Origin of the sequence: Pseudaeromonas paramecii (assembly GCF_039540575.1) — a bacterium.
Lineage (GTDB): Bacteria > Pseudomonadota > Gammaproteobacteria > Enterobacterales > Aeromonadaceae > Pseudaeromonas > Pseudaeromonas paramecii.
On the sequence record NZ_BAABFC010000007.1, the window covers coordinates 38,413 to 58,572 of the forward strand.

A 20,160-nucleotide genomic window follows, 5' to 3' on the forward strand; every position below is an offset into this window, starting at 1 on the left:
CCGGTTACAGGTGTTTGACCCGCCGCTTGACCTCTTCTTGCTTGCCGGAGTTGAAGGGGCGGGCATCCGGGCTGCCCAGGTAGCCGCACACCCGGCGGGTCACCGAGACCCGGGTGGAGTCATGATTGCCGCAGCGGGGGCAGGTGAAGCCCTTGCTGGTACACTCGAACTCGCCGGTGAAGCCGCAGTCGTAGCACTCGTCGATGGGGGTGTTGGTGCCGTAGTAGGGCACCTTGTCATAGCTGTAGTCCCACACATCTTCCAGCGCCTCCAGGTTGTGCTGGATGTTGGGGTACTCGCCGTAACAGATGAAGCCGCCATTGGCCAGGGGCGGGTAGCCCATCTCGAAGTCCAGCTTGGCGTAAGGGTCCACCTTCTTCTCCACGTCCAGGTGGAAGCTGTTGGTGTAGTAGCCCTTGTCGGTGACGCCCTCCACCACACCGAACTCCTTGGCGTCCAGCTTGCAAAACCGGGTGCAGAGGTTTTCGCTGGGGGTGCTGTAGAGGCTGAAGCCATAGCCGGTCTCGGCCTTCCATTCGTCCACCGCATTACGCAGGGTCTGCACGATTTTCAGGGCCTTGTCCCGCAGCACCTGGCTGTCGAACAGGTGACCCTGTTCCCGATACAGGGCGTTGACCGTCTCATGGATGCCGATGTAGCCCAGGGAGATGGAGGCACGACCGTGCTTGAAGATCTCGCTGACGTTGTCGTCGGCCTTGAGGCGCACGCCGCAGGCCCCTTCCATGTAGAGGATGGGGGCAACCCGGGCCTTGACGTCCTTGAGCCGCTCGATGCGGGCCAGCAACGCCTTCTTGGCCAGGCGCAGGCGGCCGTCCAGCAGATCGTAGAAGTGGGCTTCGTCCCGGGCCTCCAGGGCGATGCGCGGCAGGTTGAGGCTTACCACCCCCAGGTTGTTGCGGCCTTCGTGCACCAGCTCACCGTTTTCCTCGTAGGTGCCCAGGAAGGAGCGGCAACCCATGGGGGTCTTGAAGGAGCCGGTCACCTTGACCACCTGGTCATAGTTGAGGATGTCCGGGTACATGCGCTTGCTGGCGCACTCCAGGGCCAGCTGCTTGATGTCGTAGTTGGGCTCGCCCGGCTTGTGGTTGAGACCGGCCTGGATGGCAAACACCAGCTTGGGGAAGACGGCGGTCTTCTTGTTCTTGCCCAGCCCCGCGATGCGGTTCTTCAGGATGGACTCCTGGATCAGGCGGGACTGCCAGCTGGTGCCCAGGCCAAAGCCGAAGGTGACGAAGGGGGTTTGGCCGTTGGCGGTGTGCAGGGTATTGACCTCGTACTCCAGGGACTGGAAGGCGTCGTAGCACTCCTTCTCGGTACGGGAGTGGGCATAGCCCTCGGCGTCCGGGATCCCCCACTCGTGGGCCACTTCCAGGTGCTTGTCGTAGCTCTTGGTGACATAGGGCGCCAGCACCTCGTCGATGCGGTTGATGGTGGTGCCGCCATAGATGTGGCTGGCCACCTGGGCGATGATTTGGGCGGTGACCGCGGTGGCGGTGCTGATGGACTTGGGGGTGTCGATCTCCGCATTGCCCATCTTGAAGCCGTGGGTCAGCATGCCCTGCAGGTCGATCAGCATGCAGTTGAACATGGGGAAGAAGGGGGAATAGTCCAGATCGTGGAAGTGCAGCTCACCCCGTTCGTGAGCCTGCACCACGTCCCGCGGCAGCAGGTACTGCTTGGCGTAGTGTTTGGCGACGATGCCGGCCAGCAGATCCCGCTGGGTGGGGATCACCTTGGAGTCCTTGTTGGCGTTCTCGTTCAGCAGATCCGAGTTGCTCTGCTGCACCAACCCCTGGATCTCCTGATTGAGGCGCCCTTGCTTCTCCCGGGCCAGATCCCGGTCGTGACGGTATTCGATGTAGGCGCGGGCCATCTCCTTGTGGGGGCCCGCCATCAGCTGGTTTTCCACCAGCAACTGGATGTCGCCGATGGCCACCTCATCCTGTTCGCTCAGGCGCTGGGCCACCTGTTCGGCCACCTGGGCACAATAGGCCAGATCCTTGACGCCTACCGCCTCGGCGGCCTTGGCGACCGCCTCTATGATGCGCATGCCGCTAAAGGGCACACGACACCCATCCCGTTTGATGACAACTGGTTTCACGCGCTTGACTCCTGTGAGAGTGGCAAAGAGGGCGCCGCGAGGGGGCGCTACTGTGGCGGGGGGCTGACGAAAAGTTGACCCTGCTTACACAACATGTTGGGTCTTTGTGTAGCTCCTTGCCTATATGTGGTGGGTATTAAGCACAATCGCGACGCCGAATTTATTGATCCAGCGCAGGGTTTTCGAGGGATGGGTCAAGCGTTGGCCGAAAGATGCGATCGGATTCATGGTTCCATTTGACCGTTATTTGGCCAGCTGGAATGAGGCCTGTGCGGCGGCTTTGCCAGGGATGGGGCCCAGCGTGTAAGCTAGCGCCTGCCCTGAGTGCAGTCTGTGAGGAGGTTCGCCTTGTTGCCTGGTTTTCGCCCCCTGGTGTGGGCTTGTTGCACACTTTTTCTCTTGACCTCCGGCGCCAGCCTGGCAGAGGAGGCGACCAAGCGGGTGCCCACCAAGCGCCCGCCGTCTCGCACCAATGATCCATCCTGCCGTCTCATCAGCGATGCGGTGAATCGCACCGTTTGTGAGCGCACCACACTCGTGGCCTTGGACAAGCAGCTCAAGGCCAAGATGCAGGAGCTTGCCCAAGTGGGCGGCACAGAACTCGAGCGCAGCCATGATCACTGGTTTCAGCGGCGCAATGCCTGTGCCCAGCGCCAGGACATTCATCGCTGCTTGGAGTTGATCTATGCCGAGCGAATGATCGAGTTGGACTGGCGGTATCACAGAGAGCGGATCGTCGCCCAGGGACCTATCCCCTACCACTGCCCTGAAGGGGAGCTGGCCGTGAGCTTCTTGGCGACCGAGCCGCCGGCGGTGGTGGTACAGCAGGACGCGGTGAGTGAGTTGGCCTTTTTGCATCCCGATGGCATGGGTGTGCATTACCGGGGCGTGGCCACCAACGTTGACGAACAAAAGGGGGCGGCACGTATTCAATGGCAGGGCCAGTGGCGCCAGTGCCAGCAGCAATAATGCGTTCGATGTAAACAAGAAACCCCGCCTGATGGCGGGGTTTCTTGTTCTCGGCCTACGACTAGAGCCAGCCGCGTCGCTTAAAGAAGTAATAGGTGGCAAACGCCGAGATCAGCATCAGGCCGATGGAGAAGGGATACCCGAAGGCCCAGGAGAGCTCGGGCATCCGCTCAAAGTTCATGCCGTAGATGCTGGCAATCCAAGTAGGAGGCAAGAACACCACGGCCGCCACCGAGAAAATCTTGATCACCTTGTTTTGCTGCAGGTTGGTGAAGCCCATGGCCGCCTCCAGCTGGAAGTTGATCTTGTCGAACAGGAACTGGGTGTGGGGCAGCAGGGATTCGATGTCATGCAATACCTCATCGATGGCCTTCTTCTGCTTGTTGGTCAGCTGTTGACGCACGGTGCGGCGCACGAAGCGCAGGGCGCGTCGGGTGTCGTGCAGGGCCAGACGGATTTGGCTGTTGGTCTCTTCCTGCTCCATCAGCTCCTTCAACATGTCGTAGATTTCATCGTCGTTGAGCACCTGTTCCGAGGTTTCCTCCAGGGTGGTGTAGCCGTCCTCAATCAGATCGGAGAGGTACTCCACCTTGAGATCCTGCAGCTCCAGCAGCACGTCCATGGCGTCGGTGATCTCCACCCTGTCGTGGCGCAGGTAGTGGCGCAGCAGACGCACCACACCGATGTCCTCCTCACGGAAGCTGATCAGCAGGTTGTTGCGCAGGGTGAAGGACATGTTGACGCCGCGGGTTTCGCCGCCGATGCGCTGGGGGAACAGGGAGAGAATGTGCAGACCGTCGGTGTCCCAGTAGAAACGGGCCGAGGCCTCGATCTCGTCCAGCTCCTCTTCTTCGGGCACATCTTCCAGAAACAGGCCGCTGAGCCACTCCCGCTCGTCATCATCGGGCTTGTAGGCATCCAGCCAGATGGTGTTGGGGGGCAGAACGTCGTTGGTGGTGAGGGGCACCACTTCCAGCACCTGATTATGCAGCATGTAGGCGGTAATCATTTCGTCCCCTTTTCCAACTGTTTTATGGCTCTAGTGTAAACGCCCGCACTATACTCGCCCAAGGTGACAAAGTCAGGTCTGAGCAGGCGCGACCGGCTAATTATTGGGCGCGGCATCCTCCAGCGCATGCCGGGTAGTTTAAGGGAGATCACAGAATCTCTTGCTCCTATGAGTCTCGCCTATGCTATGTTACCCCCGGTCAATAGTGTACGAAATACAATGGTTTCGGTTAATGCGTCAGAAGATGTGTAAGGATGATGCCATGACTGCATGCGGCAGGGAGTCACGGATCCGCCCCTTGGCCCTGATCCTGGGGGGCCTGCTTTTGTGTGGCACAGTGCAGGCGGCCGATCACTACGCCAACGTCAAGATCGAGCCCAAGACCAGTGTGAATTTCCGCTTCTACGATCTGGATGCGGCCACTCCGGCACAGCTGTCCAGCAGCATACTGCGCCAGGCCCCGGTGGGGCAGTCAGGGCGTCGGGCGGTAGGACGGGCCATCTACAAGGTGGACTGGCAACTGGATACCAGCCAGCGCAAGGGGGCCTGTTACCTCTATGGGGTCAAGGTAAAGACCCAGGTGGATGTATTGGTGCCCAACTGGTTGCAGCTCTCCAAGCTCAACGCCGATGCCCAGGAGCGCTGGAACGGCTTCTTGGGCAGCATGCTGGAATACGAGGCCTGGCATAAGGATCTGGTGCTTTCCACCAGTGAACGCATCGGCCAGGGCATCGCCGAGCTGCCGAAGGCGGAGTCTTGCCAGTTGTTGCGCCAGCAGGCGGACGCCCTGGGGCGCCAGGAGCTTAACGATGCCCGCCAGCAGGTGCGGCGCTATCAAAAAGAGACCGCCAACGGCAAGCATCTGGGCATGAGCCTCCCGACAGGCCTGTAGAACGGCAAACTAACAACGAAAGAAGGGGCGCATCGCGCCCCTTTTTGCTGCCTGCCACCCTAGCCGGCGGTGGAAAAGCGCTGGCTGTCGATGGCAGCCAGCAGATCCGCCGCCAGAGGAATGGGCTCGTTCAGCAGTTGCGCTGCCAGCACCTCGGCCAGCAGAGGGGCAGAACACAGGCCCCGGGCCCCCAGACCGGTGAGCAGCCACAGAGGGTCCCCGGCCGACGCCCATGGGCCCACGATGGGTAGATGATCCCGTACTGTGGCCCGCACACTCACCCGGGCCTCCTCGCCCAGCTGCAGCTGCTGTGGCCAGGACGCATTGGGCAGCGCCTGCTGCAGCTTGGCAAGATTCGCCGCCTGCTCGCTGGGGCTGTAGTCAAGCTGGTCAAACTCCCGCTCGAAGCTGGCGCCGATGCAGTGGCCCAAGGGGCCTAGGGGCGTGAGATAGCCGCCATAACACAGCACGGTATTGAGGGGCTGCAAGGCGGCCTGGGGCGCCAGATGCGTGACCTGACCGCGTACCGCGCTCATCGGCACGTCCGCCAGACCCGGCAGGTGTGGCGTCTCATGGCCGGCGGCCACCACCAAGATGGGGGCCGACCAGTGGCGGCCATGCTGGTCGGTGAGCTGCCAACCTTGCTCTGTGGGCGCACAGTGGCTTATGCGACAGTCGGTGACGAGCTCCAGCCGGCCGCTGGCCTGAGCGCGATCGAGCAACGCCTGGGTTAGCTGGGCCGGGCAGATCCAGCCGCCTTGGGGATAGTGTACCGCCGTGCCTGCCAAGGACAGGCCGGCCAGGTCGTCCCGCTGGGTCGGGCTCAAGGCCTCGACCAGCTGCACCGGGTAGCCTGCCTCGGTGAGGGCCTGCAGCTTGCGCTGGGCCTTGGCATCCTGGGCAAACTGGATGACACCACACCAGCTGTGATCCACCCTGTCGGCGAGCCCATCATACAGGCGACGGGCCAGGATGAAGGCTGTGGCGTAGAACTGGCTCAGCACAGGGGCATTGGGGTTCAGCAGGGGGTAGAGGGCGCCCTGGCGGTTGCCTGAGGCGCCTTGTGCTGGCGCTGGATCGGCGCAGAGCAGCCGTACCGCCTGGCCACGCCGGGTGAGGGCCTCGGCCAGACAGGCGGAGGCAATGCCACCACCTATCAGGGTGATGGTGGGCAGGGCGGGGGACGGTGCGGCCTGACCTGGCTTGTGGCCCGCCAGCATCTCCCGTTTGCTGCCGTGACCCGGCACCTTGGCCATGGTGAAGCCGGCGGCCTGCAGGCCGCGGCGCACGAAGCCGGCACAGGTAAAGGTGGCCAGGGTGGCGCCGGGGCGGGCCAGCCGATAGAGTTGCTCAAACAGGTCTTGCTGCCACATCTGGGGATTTTTGCTGGGGGCAAAGCCGTCCAGAAACCAGGCATCCACCCAGCCAGCCTCTTGCGCCGGCCATTGCGGCAGGCTGTCGTTCACATCGCCAAACCACAAATCCAGGGTTACGCGCCCCTCATCCAGGATCAATCGGTGACAGCCGGGCAGCGGCAGAGGATACTGGGCAAGCAGTGGTTCGGTCAGCTCCGCCAGCATGGGCCAGGCCGCCAGCGCCCGTTGCAGATCCGCCTGACATAAAGGGTACTTCTCTGTGCTGATAAAATGCAGTCGTTGTACCGCGCCTTGTGGCTGCTGCTGCCGGTAGAGGCGAAAGCTCTGCCACAGCGCCAGGAAGTTAAGGCCGGTGCCGAAGCCGGTTTCCCCCACCACAAACAGGGGCCTGTCGTGGTGGTGCCAGCGTTCGGGCAGACCATTGTGGTGCAGGAACACATGGCGGGTCTCCTCCAGCCCGTTGTCGTTGGAGAAGTAGACGTCATCAAAGGTGTCGGCCACCGGCGTACCTTGTTCGTTCCAGTGCACGCTGGCTGGGGTCAGGGCGGGAGTAGACATGCATACCTCGGCTCGGCTCACAAAAAGCGCTGGGATTCTACGTGAAAGCAGACCAGTTGTTGAGGCCAAAAACGGTAAACTCGGCTAGGGTTTGTCCATATCTATCAACAGAGACCACATTCAATGAGAAGAGCTGTTATTACCGGCATCGGTATCATCTCCAGCCTGGGTAACAACGTCGCCGAAGTCCTCGCCTCCCTGAAGGCGGGTAAGTCCGGCATTACCTACTCCGAGCAGTTCGAGCAGATGAACCTGCGTTCCCGGGTATGGGGCAACATCAAACTGGATCCCAGCACCCTCATCGATCGCAAGGTGATGCGTTTCATGGGCGAGGCGGCTGCCTACGCCTACCTCTCCATGCAACAGGCCGTTGCCGATTCTGGCCTGACCGAAGAACAGGTATCCAACGAGCGTACCGGTCTGGTGACCGGCTCCGGTGGCGCTTCCTCCAAGAACCAGCTGGAAGCCTGTGACACCTTGCGTGACAAGGGCGTGCGGCGTGTTGGTCCCTACATGGTGCCCCGCACCATGTCGTCCACCACCTCCGCCTGTCTGGCCACCCCCTTCAAGATCAAGGGCATCAACTATTCCATCAGCTCCGCCTGTGCCACCTCTTCCCACTGCATCGGTCACGCCGTAGAGCAGATCCAGCTGGGCAAACAGGACGTGGTGTTTGCCGGTGGTGGTGAAGAGCTGGACTGGACCATGGCCTGTCTGTTCGACGCCATGGGCGCCCTGTCCACCAAGTACAACGAGAACCCCGAGCTGGCCTCCCGTACCTATGATGCCAACCGGGATGGCTTCGTCATCGCCGGTGGTGGCGGTATTGTGGTGGTGGAAGAGCTGGAGCATGCTCTGGCCCGTGGTGCCAAGATCTACGCCGAGATCACCGGCTACGGTGCCACCTCCGACGGCTATGACATGGTGGCGCCGTCCGGTGAAGGTGCGGTGCGCTGCATGCGCCAGGCCATGGCCACTGCGCCGGGCCCCATCGATTACCTGAACACCCACGGCACCTCCACCCCTGTGGGTGATGTGCAGGAACTCAAGGCCATCCGCGAGGTGTTTGGTGACAAGGCGCCCAAGATCTCTGCCACCAAGGCCATGAGTGGTCACTCCCTGGGCGCCGCCGGTGTGCATGAGGCCATCTACTCCCTGCTGATGATGGAGCACGGTTTCATCGCCCCCAGCATCAACATCGACGAGCTGGATGCCGAAGCCGTTGGCCTGCCCATCGTCACCGCCTACGAAGAGGCTGAGCTCAACACCGTCATGTCCAACAGCTTCGGCTTTGGCGGTACCAATGCCACTCTGGTGATGAGCAAGTACAAGGGCTAAGCAGACGTTCTGGTTTGTCCGAAAGAAGGGGCCTGATGGCCCCTTTGTTTTATCCGCTTATCGGGGCTGGGCCAGATAGCTGGCAAAGTCCTGCAGGGTGAGGATCTTCGGATAATCCGCCTCGGGAATGATGCACTGGCTCTGTTTGCTGACCGCAGCCACCAGCCGCAGGAAGTCCATGGAGTCGAGATCGGCGGCATCCCGCAGATCTTCGTTTAGGGGTAGCTCGCCGCCCATCAGCTCAGGAGCGATGCGGTAGAGTTCGGTCTGGATCAGGGTGAGGGCGTCAGTGGTGTCCATAAGACCTCCGGTTGTTGTAGCAGCTTGTCCAGCTCGTGCAGGAAGAGGGCGCCCTGGTGGCCGTCACTCACCCTGTGATCGGCGCTCAGGCTGATGGTGATCACTGGCGCCACCGTCAGTTGCCCGTTCAGTACCCAGGGCGCCTGGCGTGGCCGGCCCAGCCCAAGAATGGCCACCTGGGGCGGATAGATGACTGCCAGCAGACGATCGGCGCCCCGCTCACCCAGGTTGCTGACGGTACAGGTGGCGCCATTGAGTTCCGAATGGCGCAGATTGCCATGGCGAGCCTTGTCCACCAGGCGGTTGAGCCAAGCCATCATGCCGGGGGCGTCCAACTGCTGAGCCTGGGGGATCACCGGCATCAGCAGACCGCCACCCCGCAGGCTGATGGCATTGGCCAGGTTAACCTCCTGGCAGCCCTGATACTGGTCATCACGCCAGCTGCCGTTGAGTTCGGGATGACGGCTCAGGGTGCGGGCGATGGCGCACAGCAGGGGGGCGGCCAGCAGCAGGCGATCCTCCACCGCCCGCTGGGCGTTGCCGGCGGTCAGTTGGTCCTGCACGGCGCCCAGGCAGACATCCAGGCTCAGGTAGTAGTGGGGGATCTCTTTTTTCGCGCGGCTGACGGTGGCACTGATGGCGGCGCGCATGGCGGCCATATCCAGCCCGCCTCCGCTGGCCGGGGCGGTGACAAGGCGTTCAGCCGATTTGGCCCGGGCCTCAGCTTGGCTGGCCTCGATATCCCGCAGGAGGATGGCCCCGTCTGGCCCGCTGCCGTGAATGCTGGCCAGGGGCAGGCCCAGTGTCGTTGCCCATGCCCGGGCGGCGGGGCTGGCGGGCAGAAAACCGGCGTGACGCAGGGGGGCACCCGGCGCCGGGGCCGCGGCCTCGGCATGGGCCGGCAGCGCCTCGCCGGCTGGTGCGGTCTGGGGCGAGACGGGAACGCTGGCATCCTGTGGCGTGGCACTGGCGGCCTCGGCAGGATCCCGCAGCCGGAGTATGGGGGTGCCGACCCGGGCGGTCTGCCCCAGCCCCAGCAGGCAGGCGTCCACTATGCCTTCTTCGAACAGATCCAGCTCGATGGCCCCCTTGTTGGTTTCGATCACCGCCACCACCTGGCCACGGCTGAGCCTGTCTCCGGGTTTCACCTGCCACTCGATCAGGGTGCCTTCGGCCATGTCGGCGCCAAAGGAGGGCATGGGGATGGTCTTCATCGGTTCGCCACCAGAGACCGGGCGGCAGCCAGGATGCGCTCCACCGACGGCAGGGCGGCCTGCTCCAGGTGGGCGGGGTAGGGGATGGGCACCTCGGCGCTGCACACCCGGGCCAGGGGGGCATCCAGCAGCCAGAAGCCCTCCTCGGCAACAAAGGCGGCAATCTCGGCACTCATGCCCCCCTGCTTCCAGGCCTCATCGACGATCAGCGCCTTGTGGGTCTTGGCCAGGGAGGCCAGCAGGCTGGGTTTGTCCAAGGGGCGCAGACAGCGCAGATCCACCACCTCGACCTCTATGCCTTCCTCGGCCAGGCGTTCCGCCGCCGCCAAGGCCTTGGGCAGGTTGCCTCCCCAGGTGAACAGGCTGAGGGTCAGCCCTGGCCGCCGCACCAGGGCCTGGGTCATGGGCGCCGCCGGGCCATCCGCCACGGACTCCTGGCGGTTATAGAGCATCACATGCTCGAACAGGATCACGGGGTCGGGATCCGCCAGGGCCTGGCCCAGCATGTAGCGGGCATCGGTGACGGTGGCGGGGCAGAGCACCTTGATCCCCGGGATATGAGCGTACCAGCCCTCGAAACTGTGGCTGTGCTGGGCGGCCAGCTGGCGGCCGGCACCACAGGCCATGCGGATCACCAGGGGCACCGAGACCTGGCCGCCGGACATGTGGCGCAAGGTGGCGGCATTGTTGACGATCTGATCCAGCGCCAGCAGGCTGAAGTTCACCGTCATCACCTCGACGATGGGCCGCATGCCGCCCAAGGCGGCACCGATGCCGGCCCCGACGAAGCCCGACTCGGACAGTGGGGTGTCCAGGATGCGCTCCGGGCCGAACTCCTCCAGCAGGCCCTTGCTCACCGCATAGCAGCCGCCGTAATGGCCCACATCCTCACCCATCAAGAATACCCGGGGATCCTGCTGCAGGGCCTCCCGCAGGGCGGCTTTGATCGCCTCCCGATAGGTCAGCTCGGTCTTGGCTTCACTCATGGGGTGCCTCCGTGACCAGGTGGTGTAGCAGGGCCTCGGTGGGCTCAAGGGGAGCCGCCTCGGCGAAGGCCACGGCGACGTCGATTTCGGCCTCCACCTGCTGCTCCAGGGCGGTGAGCTGGGCTTCCTCCAATTGGTCATTGGCCCGCAACCACTGGCTCAGTTGGTCAATCGGGCAGCGGGTCTTCCACTGGGCAATCTCAGCAGGCTCCCGGTAGAGCTGGGCATCGAACATGGAGTGGCCGCGAAAGCGGTAGGTCTGGCATTCGATAAACACAGGGCCGCCGCCGGTGCGGATGGCCTCACAGGCGAGCTGGGCGGCGCTCAAGACCGCCACCACGTTCATGCCATCCACCGACTGGGCATCCATGCCATAGGCGGCCACCCGCTGAGTCAGCTGGGGATTGCCCATCTCGTATTCCAGGGCCGTGCCCATGGCATAGCGGTTGTTCTCGCAGACAAACAAGATGGGCAGCTGCCACAGGGCGGCCAGGTTGAGGCTCTCGTGAAACTCACCCTCACTGGTGGCGCCGTCGCCGAAGAAGCAGGCGGTGACCGGACGCCGCCCCTGCATCTTGTCCGCCAGGGCCAGCCCCACCGCCAGGGGCAGGCCGCCGGCGACGATGGCATTGCCGCCGTAGAAGCGGTGGGCCACATCAAACAGGTGCATGGAGCCGCCGCGGCCACCGCTGCAGCCGCTCTGCTTGCCGAACAGCTCGGCCATGATGGCGTTCATGCTCACGCCGCGGGCCAGGGCATGGCCGTGTTCCCGATAGGTAGAAAGCAGGGCATCGGCAGGCGTCAGGGCCTGGATCACCCCTACCGCCACCGCCTCCTCGCCGTTGTACAGGTGCAGGAAGCCACGGATCTTCTCCTGCTGGTACAGCTCGGCACAGCGCTCTTCGAAGCGACGGATCCGCAGCATCTGGTAGAGCAGCTGCTGCAGCTGGGACGGGTTCAGATGTGGCTTGTTCATGACTCGTCACTCTCCAGGGTGGAGAGATCCCCCTCCGGCAACCCCAGCTCCCGGGCCTTGAGCAGGCGGCGCATGATCTTGCCACTGCGGGTCTTGGGCAGGTTGTGGCGAAAGGCGATCTCACGCGGCGCAACGGCGGGCCCCAGACGGGAGCGGGCATGGCCCAGCAACGCCAGTTGCAGGGCTTCGTCGGGCTCGTAACCCGGTTTCAAGGCCACGAAGGCCTTGACCACCTCGCCAGCCATCTCGTCCGGCAGGCCGATGACGCCTACCTCCGCCACCGCTGGGTGTTCCATCAGCACGCTCTCTACCTCGAAGGGCCCTATGAGGTGGCCGGCGGACTTGATGACATCATCCGCCCGGCCGACAAACCAGAAGAAGCCGTGCTCGTCCTGGCGGGCCAGATCGCCGGAGAGGTACCAGCCGTCGACGAAGCACTTCTGATAGCGGGCCTCCTCGTGTAGGTAGCCGCGGAACATGGAAGGCCAGCCGGGCTTGAGGACCAGCTCACCTATCTGGTTGGGACTGTCGCTGATCTGAATGCTGCCGTCAGGCTGATGCAGGGCGATGGCGGCGCGGATACCGGGCAAGGGACGGCCCATGGAGCCGGGATAGACGGGCTCGGCGGCGAAGTTGGCGATCATGATGCCGCCGGTCTCGCTCTGCCACCAGTTGTCGTGAAACGGCATGCCGAAGACCTGCTGGCCCCAGAGCACCGCCTCCGGATTGAGGGGTTCCCCCACGCTGGCCATGAAGCGCAGGGCACTGAGATCGTGGCCCAGGGCCAGGGCGGCGCCGGCCTTCATCAGCATGCGGATGGCGGTGGGGGCCGTGTACCAGACGTTGACCCGCTGCCGGGCCAGCAGCTGGTACCAATGCTGGGGATCGAACTCCTGCTCATCGATGATTAGGGTCACCCGGTTGCACAGGGGGGAGATGATGCCGTAGCTGGTGCCCGTGACCCAGCCCGGGTCCGCCGTGCACCAGAAGATGTCCCCCGGTTGCAGATCCAGCGCCATGCGCCCCGAGTAGGCGTGGTAGATCACCGCCTTGTGCACGTGCATGGCGCCCTTGGGCTTGCCGGTAGTGCCGGAGGTGAAGTGCAGCAGCGCCAGATCTTCAGGATTGCTGCGATGGGGGGAAAAGTCGTCGCTGGCCTGGGGCAGCAGGGCGTCCAGATCCAGGCAGCCGTCCGGCAGCTCTCCCTGGATGTCGAACAGCAGCACCTGCTGCAGGCTCGGCAGCTCGTGGCGCCAGCGCTGCACCTTCTTGCGGTAGAGGGCTTCGCTGGTCACCAGCACCTTGGCCTGGCCGATGGCCATGCGGGCCTGGATGGGCTCGGGGCCGAAGGCGCTGAACAGGGGCGAGAAGACGGCGCCGAACTTGAGGCTGCCGAGCAGCGCCGTGTAGAGCTGGGGCACCCGGTGGCACAGGCCAAAGACGGTATCGCCGGGTTGCACGTCCAGGCTGGCCAACAGGTTGGCGAAGCGGGCGGTGTCGGCCATCAATTGCTGGTAGCTGATGTCGACCTGCTGGCCGTCTTTGCCCAGCCAGCGCAGGGCGACCAGCTCGCCATGGCCTTCTTCTACATGGCGATCCACCGCCTCATAGGCGATGTTGAGGGCCAGACCCAGCCCCTTGATCTGGGCCTGGGCCTGTTGCCAGTCGAAGCTGGCGTAGCAGCGAGCATAGTCGTCGAGGTTGTGGCGGCTGGCCTGGGTGGGATCCTTGAGGATGGGGGGCGTGGGCATCTGGGGCCTCCGGTGACATGAACACCTATCAGAAGCCTAGACCACCCGCGCCCGCCGTGAACCTCAGTCGTGCTGGCTCATCTCATCCAGGGTCAGGGAGAAGCTGGCCATGAAGGTGTCGAGGAAGTAGCGCACCGCCGGGGTCATGCGATCAGCGAGCATGGCTTCCAGCCGGCGTTTGGCCACGGTGAATTCGTGGTTGCCGGCGGCCAGCTCCTCCAGGCATTTGCTGTAGGCGCACAGGGTATCGGCGGCCTTCACCACGGCGGCGTGGGCCGCATCCTGGCTCCCCGAGTCCAGCAGGGGACGAAAATCTTCCACAAATTCGGTGGGCAGCATGGCCAGCAGCCGCTGCTCGGCCAGCTTCTCGATCTTCTTGTATTCGGTGGCCAGGGCCTGATTTTGGTACTTCACCGGGGTGGGCAGATCGCCGGTGAGGATTTCGCTGGCATCGTGGTAGAGGGCCATCAGGGCGGCCCGCTCCGGGTTCAGCTGGCCGGCGAAGTGGCGATTCTCAATCAGCGCCAGCATGTGGGCCACCATGGCCACCTGCAGGCTGTGCTCGCTGACATTCTCGCTCTGCACGTTGCGCATCAGGGGCCAGCGATTGATGAGTTTCATCCGCGACAGTTGGGCGAAGAAATGACTGCTCATGTTCTGGCTTACTCCACCAGCTGCCAGCCGTCGTCGGCCTTGGCCACCTTGATCTGGCGGGTCTGCCGCTTGTCGCCCATCAGGGGCAGGCGACTTTGGATGTCCACGGTGCACTGCCAGGCCCCGCCCGTTTCGGCACAACCCAGCTTCTTCAGCGACAGTATCTCAATCTTGCCACTGTCCCCCATGACGGAGGTGGTGACCGCATTGGCTTCCTTGAGGTCGTGCTCCAGGGCGGCCTTGAGATCGGCTTCCGAGGGTTCGCCGCAGCCGCTGAGCAGCATCAGGGGTAACAGGATGAGGCCGGCTTGGAATAGCTGTTTCATGGGTTCTCCTAACGGGGCGGTAACACGCAGCCAGAGGCGCACCATAGCATTGGCCGCTGCGGCAAGGCAAAACGAAAGGGGCCCGGCTGGGCCCCTCTGTCGGCAAGACTATTGGTGATAGTTCTTGAGGAAGCGACCCAGGCGGCCGATGGCGTCCTCCAAGATCTCTTCTTGCGGCAGGAACACCAGGCGGAAGTGATCCGGCGCCGGCCAGTTGAAGCCGGTGCCTTGCACCACCAGCAGTTTCTCCTGCTGCAGCAGATCGAACACCATCTTCTGGTCGTCCTTGATGGGGTAGACCTTGGGATCCAGCCGCGGGAACATGTACAAGGCGCCCTTGGGTTTGACGCAGGAGACACCGGGGATCTGGTTGATCAGCTCCCAGGCCAGATCCCGCTGCTTGCGCAGCCGGCCACCGGGCCGGATCAGCTCGCTGATGCTTTGGTAGCCGCCCAATGCGGTCTGGATGGCAAACTGCATGGGCACGTTGGCGCACAGACGCATGGAGGCCAGGATCTCCAGGCCGTCGATGTAATCCCGGGCAAACTGCTTGGGGCCGCTGACCATCATCCAGCCCTGACGGAAGCCGCAGGCGCGGTAGGCCTTGGACAGACCGTTGAAGGTCACCACCAGCACATCGTCACACAGGGAGCAGACGCTGTGGTGGGCGATGTCGTCGTAGAGGATCTTGTCGTAAATCTCGTCGGCGAAGATGATGAGCTTGTGCTGACGGGCCAGCTCGATCACCTCCATCAGGAATTCGCTGCTGTAGACGGCGCCAGTGGGGTTGTTGGGATTGATGAGCACGATTCCCCGGGTGCGCGGGGTGATCTTCTTGCGCATGTCATCCAGATCCGGGTACCAGTCGGCCTGCTCGTCACAGATGTAATGCACCGGGTTGCCGCCGGACAGGGAGACGGCGGCGGTCCACAGCGGATAATCGGGCGCCGGCACCAGCATCTCGTCACCGTTGTTCAGCAGGGCCTGCATGGCCATGACGATGAGTTCGGAGGCCCCATTGCCGATGTAGATGTCGTTGACATCGGCGTTGCGTAACCCTTTTTGCTGGTAGTAGTGGGCGATGGCCTTGCGAGGGGCGAACAGCCCCTTGGAGTCGCAATAGCCCTGGCCCTGGGACATGTTGACGATGACGTCCTTGATCACCTCTTCGGGCGCATCAAAGCCGAAGGAGGCCAGGTTGCCGATGTTGAGCTTGAGGATGCGATGACCTTCGTCTTCCAGGCGGCGGGCTTCCTTGTGCACCGGGCCGCGAATGTCGTAACAGACATTGTCCAGCTTGTGGGATTTCTCAATTGAATACATCTGTGGGGGCGCCTTCTGCAATACCGCGGGCCGGCGGGGGCCGGCCAAGGCCCCCTATTCTTCCCCTTCTTGGTGCGTAACACAACGGCTGACGCGGGCTTTTTCTTCGTCGCTAGCTAGCGGTTTCATGGAAGATCTTAGTTTTAGATTCTGATTTCTGTTTAAGCTGCGAAATAAAAAACCACACTTTCTACTTGGTGTGGTTTTTTATGTAAATCGCCCGTTGAGCGGCTGGCGGTAGCTGCTGCTAGTCGGTGATCTGCACCGGTTGTTCCTTGTAGATCTGCTCCAGCACGGCACGCTCGAACGGGTAGTGAGGCGAGCTGATGCGGTGAGCCTTCAGGGCCTGGCGCACCTTGGGCGGGAAGGTGAGACCGTTGACCATCAGCACGAAGGCCTTGCGCTTGCCGCTGGCGGTGGTGAGAAAGCCTGCCAGGTTGGAGACGTTCTGCAGGGTGCCCGTCTTGGCGGTGACGTTCTTGAGCAGCGGCGCCCGCTGCACGCTGCCCCGGGAGCCCAGGGTGCCGCTCATGCCGGCCACCGGCAGCAGACCTATGATGCCCAGCTCGTCATCGTGCAGTGCCATGTAATCGAGCACCTGCAGCATCTGGTTGGCGGTGATCAGGTTATGGGCCGACAGGCCGGAGCCGTCGGCCAGCAGGGCGGAGCCCAGATCGATGCCGGCCTTGTTCTTGAGGATGAGGCGCACAGCTTCGGCGCCGGTGGCATAGCTGGCCGGCCGGTTCAGATAGAGGTGACCCAGGGCGCGGGCGATGGCATCGGCATACAGGTTGTCGGATTTCTTCAGCATCCGGTCCATCAGCTTATACAGGGGCGCCGAGGGCAGGTGGGCAATCTCCTCCAGGTTGGCCGGCGCATGGCGCACCGCCTTAACCTGACCGGTGAGGCTGAGGCCCGCCCGGGCCAGGGCCCAGGCCGACAGGGATTCGCCCCAGGCGGTGGGGTCCTGAATGGCAAACGACAGGGGCCAGGGCTTGCCCTGCTGCTGGGGCGGGATGCAGCCGGTGAGGTGGTAGTTGTTGCCGGTATTCATGTCCACCCGCAACTCGCAGCCGGCGTAATACTCCTTGAGGGCCACCACCTTGGCATCACTGGTCACCTGTATGGGCTGGCCGGCGGGCACCTTGGGCTGGGCTGTCTCGCCTATCTGGTTGGCTTCGAGCTGAGCGTAGACACAGTTGCGATCCACGATCACCGCCGACGCCGGGGCGGTGAAGCAGATGGAGAGATCGTTCCAGGACCAGCCGTTGCCTCGGTCGTAGCCGGCGTAGTTGCCGGTATCCAGTAGCAGATCCCCCTGGATCTGGCTGATGCCCTGCTGCTTGAGGTAGGCCAGCAGGTTGACCAGGGCTTGGCGGGTTAGATCCGGCGCACCGTTGAACTCCAGCACCAGATCTCCTTGCAGCACACCGGTCTGCTTGGCCTGGGCTAGGGCGCCGGTGGGGGCCAGCAGCCGGGTCTTGAAGCGCCACTCCTTGCCCAGATACAAGGAGGCCGCCAAGGCGGTGAGCACCTTCTGGGTTGAGGCGGGGATCATGAAGGCATCGGCATGAACTCCCTGGCTGCCGGCCTGGCCGGGTTCGTTGTAGGCCAGGGCGACGCGGGCACCCGTGGGCGCCTGGATGGAGGCCTGGGCCAGCAGGGGGAGGGCACACAGGCCCAGCAGTACTTTTTTCAGCATGACATTTACCTTGAATGCGGCCTTCTCACAGGGCATTGGCCAGACGAATACGGCCCTGATAATCAAAAATCTTGTCCACGATCCGCCACACGGGCCCCTGCTTGCGGGCCACCACAAAATCCGGATGGCGCAGGCAAGCGGGTTGGGCCAGCAGGGCCTCCACCGACAGGGTCGGTGCCACCAGTCCCGGCAGGTGCCAGTGGCGCTGCACCAACTGCTGTTGCAGCCGGGCCAGGCCGGCGGGCGAGCCGATATCGAACGACTCGCTCAAGCTGGCGCCATCCTCGTCGTGGTAGGTCACCCGCAACCTGGGCTGTCCCTTGACGCTGACCCGTGCCAGGCTGAGGCCGGCGCAGCGGATCACCTTGGCATCCTTGAGGGCGAGGGCGGCCTTGAGCTTGTCATCCGGATCCGCCAGGGTGGCCTGACAGCCGTGGCAGATGCGCGCGGCTATGTCGTTGGCCTCACCGCAATGCGGGCAGGACTTGGCGCGGAAACGATAATCGCAAAATTCCCGTTGTCCATCCTCTTCTTCAAAAAATCCCTGGCAGCGCCGGCCAAAGTGCTCCAACAGCTGGCCCTGGGCGTCCAGTCGGCCCCAAAACTGGTTGGCAAAGCCGCAGGCCGGACAGAGCACCTGCACCGGCACCGTATCGGCGGCGGGCCTGGGGTCGGCGGGTTCGGGGGCGTAGAGATCGTGCCGGTTGCCGGCGTAATCGACGATGAGGCACTCGTCCTTGCCCGGGAACAGCCGTAGGCCGCGGCCCACCATCTGCTGGTAGAGGGCCAGCGAGTCGGTGGGACGCAAGATGGCGATGAGATCCACATGGGGGGCATCGAAGCCGGTGGTGAGCACCGCCACGTTCACCACAAATTTGAGTCGGCGGGCGAGAAAATCCGCCAGCCGCGCATCCCGCTCCGCCTGGGGGGTGTCGCCTGTGATGAGGGCCGTCTGCTCGGCGGGCAGCAGGCCGGCCACCTCCTGGGCGTGGCGCACGGTGGCGGCGAAGATCAGCACCCCCTGGCGCTCCTGGGCATACTCCTGCACCTGGCGGACGATGGCCGGGGTCACCCTGGCCTGGCGTTTGAGCTCGGCATTGAGGGCTGCCTCGTCAAACAGGCCGTTTTGCCGGGGGGGCAGGCGGCTGAAGTCGTAGTGCACCAGGGGGGCATCGATTAGCCGCGGCGGCGTCAGGTAGCCCTGGCGAATGAGCTGGCGCAGGGGCAGCTCGTAGACACAGGTGTGGAACAGCCGCGGTTCGCGGCTCTGCACCATGCCCCTGTGGTGCAGGTTGTAGATGAAGCCTTCCCCCAGCCGATAGGGGGTGGCGGTAAGCCCCAGCACCTTGAGGGCCGGGTTGATCCCCCTCAGGTGACTGATGACCTGGCGGTACTGGCTCTCCTCGTCGGGGCCGATGCGGTGGCATTCGTCGATGATGAGCAAGGAGATGGCAAAGTCGAAGCGCGCCAGGTTGCGGGCCACCGACTGCACCGAGCCGAAGATCACCTGCTCCCCGGTCTGCTTGAGCCCCAGCCCGGCGGCAAAGCGCGCCCCCTGCTGCCCCAGGGCGGCGAACTTGGCATGGTTCTGCGCCACCAGCTCCTTGACGTGGGCCAGCACCAGCACCCGGCCCCGGGCCAGGCGCGCCAGCTCGGCGATCACCAGACTCTTGCCGGCCCCGGTGGGCAGCACCACCAGGGCGGGCTCGGGATGACGGCGAAAATGGGTCAGCACCGCCTGGACGGCGGCATGCTGATAGGGGCGCAGGCTCAGGGTGGTCATGACGGCGGGCATGGTCGGTGGCTACGGATTACACTCAAGCTGTCATATTTTACAGACGGTGGCGGCAATGGCCATTAGTAAGTCTCCATTTTACAGTCTGCTCTGGGGGGTGAGCTCGCTGGTTGGCGGTACGCCTCCGATAGTGCCGTCCATTGAGGTGCCAGTGCTGGACGAGGCACCGTTTTATTTCACGGTCAACGGGACGCCAGAGGGCTGCGATCCCGCCTTCTATCAGCAGTTGGCTGGCAAAGGGTTGTATTTCGACTTGCGGCCGTATCCCATCAATCGCCTACTGGCACGGTTTGATCGGGGTGAGGCCCAAATGATGCTGGTTCCCAGCCCGGAAGGAGGGGTACCCCAGCAGCCCGGCTACGACTACCTGGGTCCCGTGCTGACCATGCAGGATTACTTGGTGGCTGCCCATGGCATGCAGGAGGTCGATCTGCAGTTTGTGACCGGGCTTAGAGTCGGGCAGGCGCGCTCGGTGTGCTGGAAGCTCTGCCGCCAGCTGGCCACTATGTCCAGTGAGACTCGGTCGGTGCGTAGCATTCGTCAGGGGCTGAGGCTGCTTGAATCGGATCGTTTGGATCTGTTGCTGGCGCCGGATCTGATCTTCGAAAGTGCCCTGCGCCAGGAAAACCTGCCTCGCGAACGCTTTGTGGTGCGCTATCGCGACCCGGCCAGCATCCCCTTCTACCTGGCTCTGTCTACCGCATTGCCCGAGGGGGTGCGCCAGCAGATCCGCACCAGCTTGGCTAGCATGGGGCCTGACTCTTATCGTCGCCTCTGCCTGCAGAGCCTGGGTCCCCTGCAGGCAGGTAAAACTGCGGACTGATCCGACAACCCTTGGCCGGCAAATCGTGTATGATCCCGCGCGTTTA

17 protein-coding genes are annotated in these 20,160 nt (G+C 63.5%); 4 read left to right on the plus strand and 13 right to left on the minus strand.

Going from position 1 to position 20,160, the window contains the following annotated elements:
- Nucleotides 1–4: 4 nt before the first annotated feature.
- A complete protein-coding gene (gene nrdD / locus ABD847_RS04905) occupies nt 5–2,122 on the minus strand; it encodes an anaerobic ribonucleoside-triphosphate reductase (protein WP_345010637.1) in 2,118 nt (705 codons plus the stop codon).
- A 348-nt stretch (nt 2,123–2,470) separates the two neighbouring features.
- On the opposite strand from nrdD, the gene ABD847_RS04910 reads away from it, so the two are divergent.
- Nucleotides 2,471–3,091: a lysozyme inhibitor LprI family protein gene (locus ABD847_RS04910; RefSeq protein ID WP_345010639.1), complete on the plus strand. Its 621-nt coding sequence runs from the start codon at nt 2,471–2,473 to the stop codon at nt 3,089–3,091.
- Between the two features lie 61 nt (nt 3,092–3,152).
- On the opposite strand, the gene corA is transcribed toward ABD847_RS04910, so the two are convergent.
- Entirely contained in the window at nt 3,153–4,100 is a 948-nt protein-coding gene (gene corA / locus ABD847_RS04915) for a magnesium/cobalt transporter CorA (RefSeq protein ID WP_345010641.1), read from the minus strand.
- Nucleotides 4,101–4,362: 262 nt separating this feature from the next.
- Between corA and ABD847_RS04920 the strand changes: the two genes are divergently transcribed.
- On the plus strand, nt 4,363–4,992 hold the full coding sequence (locus tag ABD847_RS04920) for a DUF922 domain-containing protein (protein WP_345010642.1): 630 nt from the start codon (nt 4,363–4,365) through the stop codon (nt 4,990–4,992).
- A 59-nt stretch (nt 4,993–5,051) separates the two neighbouring features.
- Here ABD847_RS04920 and mnmC read toward each other — a convergent pair whose 3' ends face one another.
- Nucleotides 5,052–6,926, minus strand: coding sequence for a bifunctional tRNA (5-methylaminomethyl-2-thiouridine)(34)-methyltransferase MnmC2/FAD-dependent 5-carboxymethylaminomethyl-2-thiouridine(34) oxidoreductase MnmC1 (gene mnmC / locus ABD847_RS04925; protein ID WP_345010643.1), 1,875 nt, complete (start codon nt 6,924–6,926; stop codon nt 5,052–5,054).
- Between the two features lie 123 nt (nt 6,927–7,049).
- On the opposite strand from mnmC, the gene fabB reads away from it, so the two are divergent.
- Nucleotides 7,050–8,264 carry a beta-ketoacyl-ACP synthase I gene (gene fabB / locus ABD847_RS04930; RefSeq protein ID WP_345010644.1) on the plus strand — a complete coding sequence of 405 codons (1,215 nt, stop codon included), beginning with the start codon at nt 7,050–7,052 and terminating at the stop codon, nt 8,262–8,264.
- A 57-nt stretch (nt 8,265–8,321) separates the two neighbouring features.
- On the opposite strand, the gene ABD847_RS04935 is transcribed toward fabB, so the two are convergent.
- The 10 genes from ABD847_RS04935 to radD all read right to left on the minus strand — a co-directional run bounded on the left by ABD847_RS04935 (nt 8,322) and on the right by radD (nt 19,291).
- The gene (locus tag ABD847_RS04935; protein ID WP_345010646.1) at nt 8,322–8,564 is read right to left on the minus strand and encodes a phosphopantetheine-binding protein; all 243 of its coding nucleotides are present in this window, start codon (nt 8,562–8,564) and stop codon (nt 8,322–8,324) included.
- Nucleotides 8,537–9,778 carry a dihydrolipoamide acetyltransferase family protein gene (locus tag ABD847_RS04940; RefSeq protein WP_345010648.1) on the minus strand — a complete coding sequence of 414 codons (1,242 nt, stop codon included), beginning with the start codon at nt 9,776–9,778 and terminating at the stop codon, nt 8,537–8,539. Before ABD847_RS04940 ends, ABD847_RS04935 begins: the two co-directional genes overlap by 28 nt.
- Nucleotides 9,775–10,764: an alpha-ketoacid dehydrogenase subunit beta gene (locus ABD847_RS04945; RefSeq protein ID WP_345010650.1), complete on the minus strand. Its 990-nt coding sequence runs from the start codon at nt 10,762–10,764 to the stop codon at nt 9,775–9,777. The genes ABD847_RS04940 and ABD847_RS04945 overlap by 4 nt, the downstream gene beginning before the upstream one ends.
- The gene (gene pdhA / locus ABD847_RS04950) at nt 10,757–11,740 is read right to left on the minus strand and encodes a pyruvate dehydrogenase (acetyl-transferring) E1 component subunit alpha (RefSeq protein ID WP_345010652.1); all 984 of its coding nucleotides are present in this window, start codon (nt 11,738–11,740) and stop codon (nt 10,757–10,759) included. The genes ABD847_RS04945 and pdhA overlap by 8 nt, the downstream gene beginning before the upstream one ends.
- Nucleotides 11,737–13,491, minus strand: coding sequence for an acetate--CoA ligase (gene acsA / locus ABD847_RS04955; protein ID WP_345010654.1), 1,755 nt, complete (start codon nt 13,489–13,491; stop codon nt 11,737–11,739). The genes pdhA and acsA overlap by 4 nt, the downstream gene beginning before the upstream one ends.
- A gap of 63 nt (nt 13,492–13,554) precedes the next feature.
- On the minus strand, nt 13,555–14,145 hold the full coding sequence (yfbR, locus tag ABD847_RS04960; protein WP_345010656.1) for a 5'-deoxynucleotidase: 591 nt from the start codon (nt 14,143–14,145) through the stop codon (nt 13,555–13,557).
- Nucleotides 14,146–14,153: 8 nt separating this feature from the next.
- On the minus strand, nt 14,154–14,471 hold the full coding sequence (locus ABD847_RS04965) for a hypothetical protein (protein WP_345010658.1): 318 nt from the start codon (nt 14,469–14,471) through the stop codon (nt 14,154–14,156).
- Between the two features lie 108 nt (nt 14,472–14,579).
- Nucleotides 14,580–15,794, minus strand: coding sequence for a pyridoxal phosphate-dependent aminotransferase (locus ABD847_RS04970; protein ID WP_345010660.1), 1,215 nt, complete (start codon nt 15,792–15,794; stop codon nt 14,580–14,582).
- A 247-nt stretch (nt 15,795–16,041) separates the two neighbouring features.
- A complete protein-coding gene (dacB, locus tag ABD847_RS04975) occupies nt 16,042–17,496 on the minus strand; it encodes a D-alanyl-D-alanine carboxypeptidase/D-alanyl-D-alanine endopeptidase (protein WP_345010662.1) in 1,455 nt (484 codons plus the stop codon).
- Between the two features lie 25 nt (nt 17,497–17,521).
- Nucleotides 17,522–19,291, minus strand: a complete 1,770-nt coding sequence (radD, locus tag ABD847_RS04980; protein WP_345010664.1) for a DNA repair helicase RadD — start codon at nt 19,289–19,291, stop codon at nt 17,522–17,524.
- Between the two features lie 55 nt (nt 19,292–19,346).
- Between radD and ABD847_RS04985 the strand changes: the two genes are divergently transcribed.
- Nucleotides 19,347–20,114: a hypothetical protein gene (locus tag ABD847_RS04985; RefSeq protein ID WP_345010666.1), complete on the plus strand. Its 768-nt coding sequence runs from the start codon at nt 19,347–19,349 to the stop codon at nt 20,112–20,114.
- Nucleotides 20,115–20,160 lie beyond the last annotated feature (46 nt).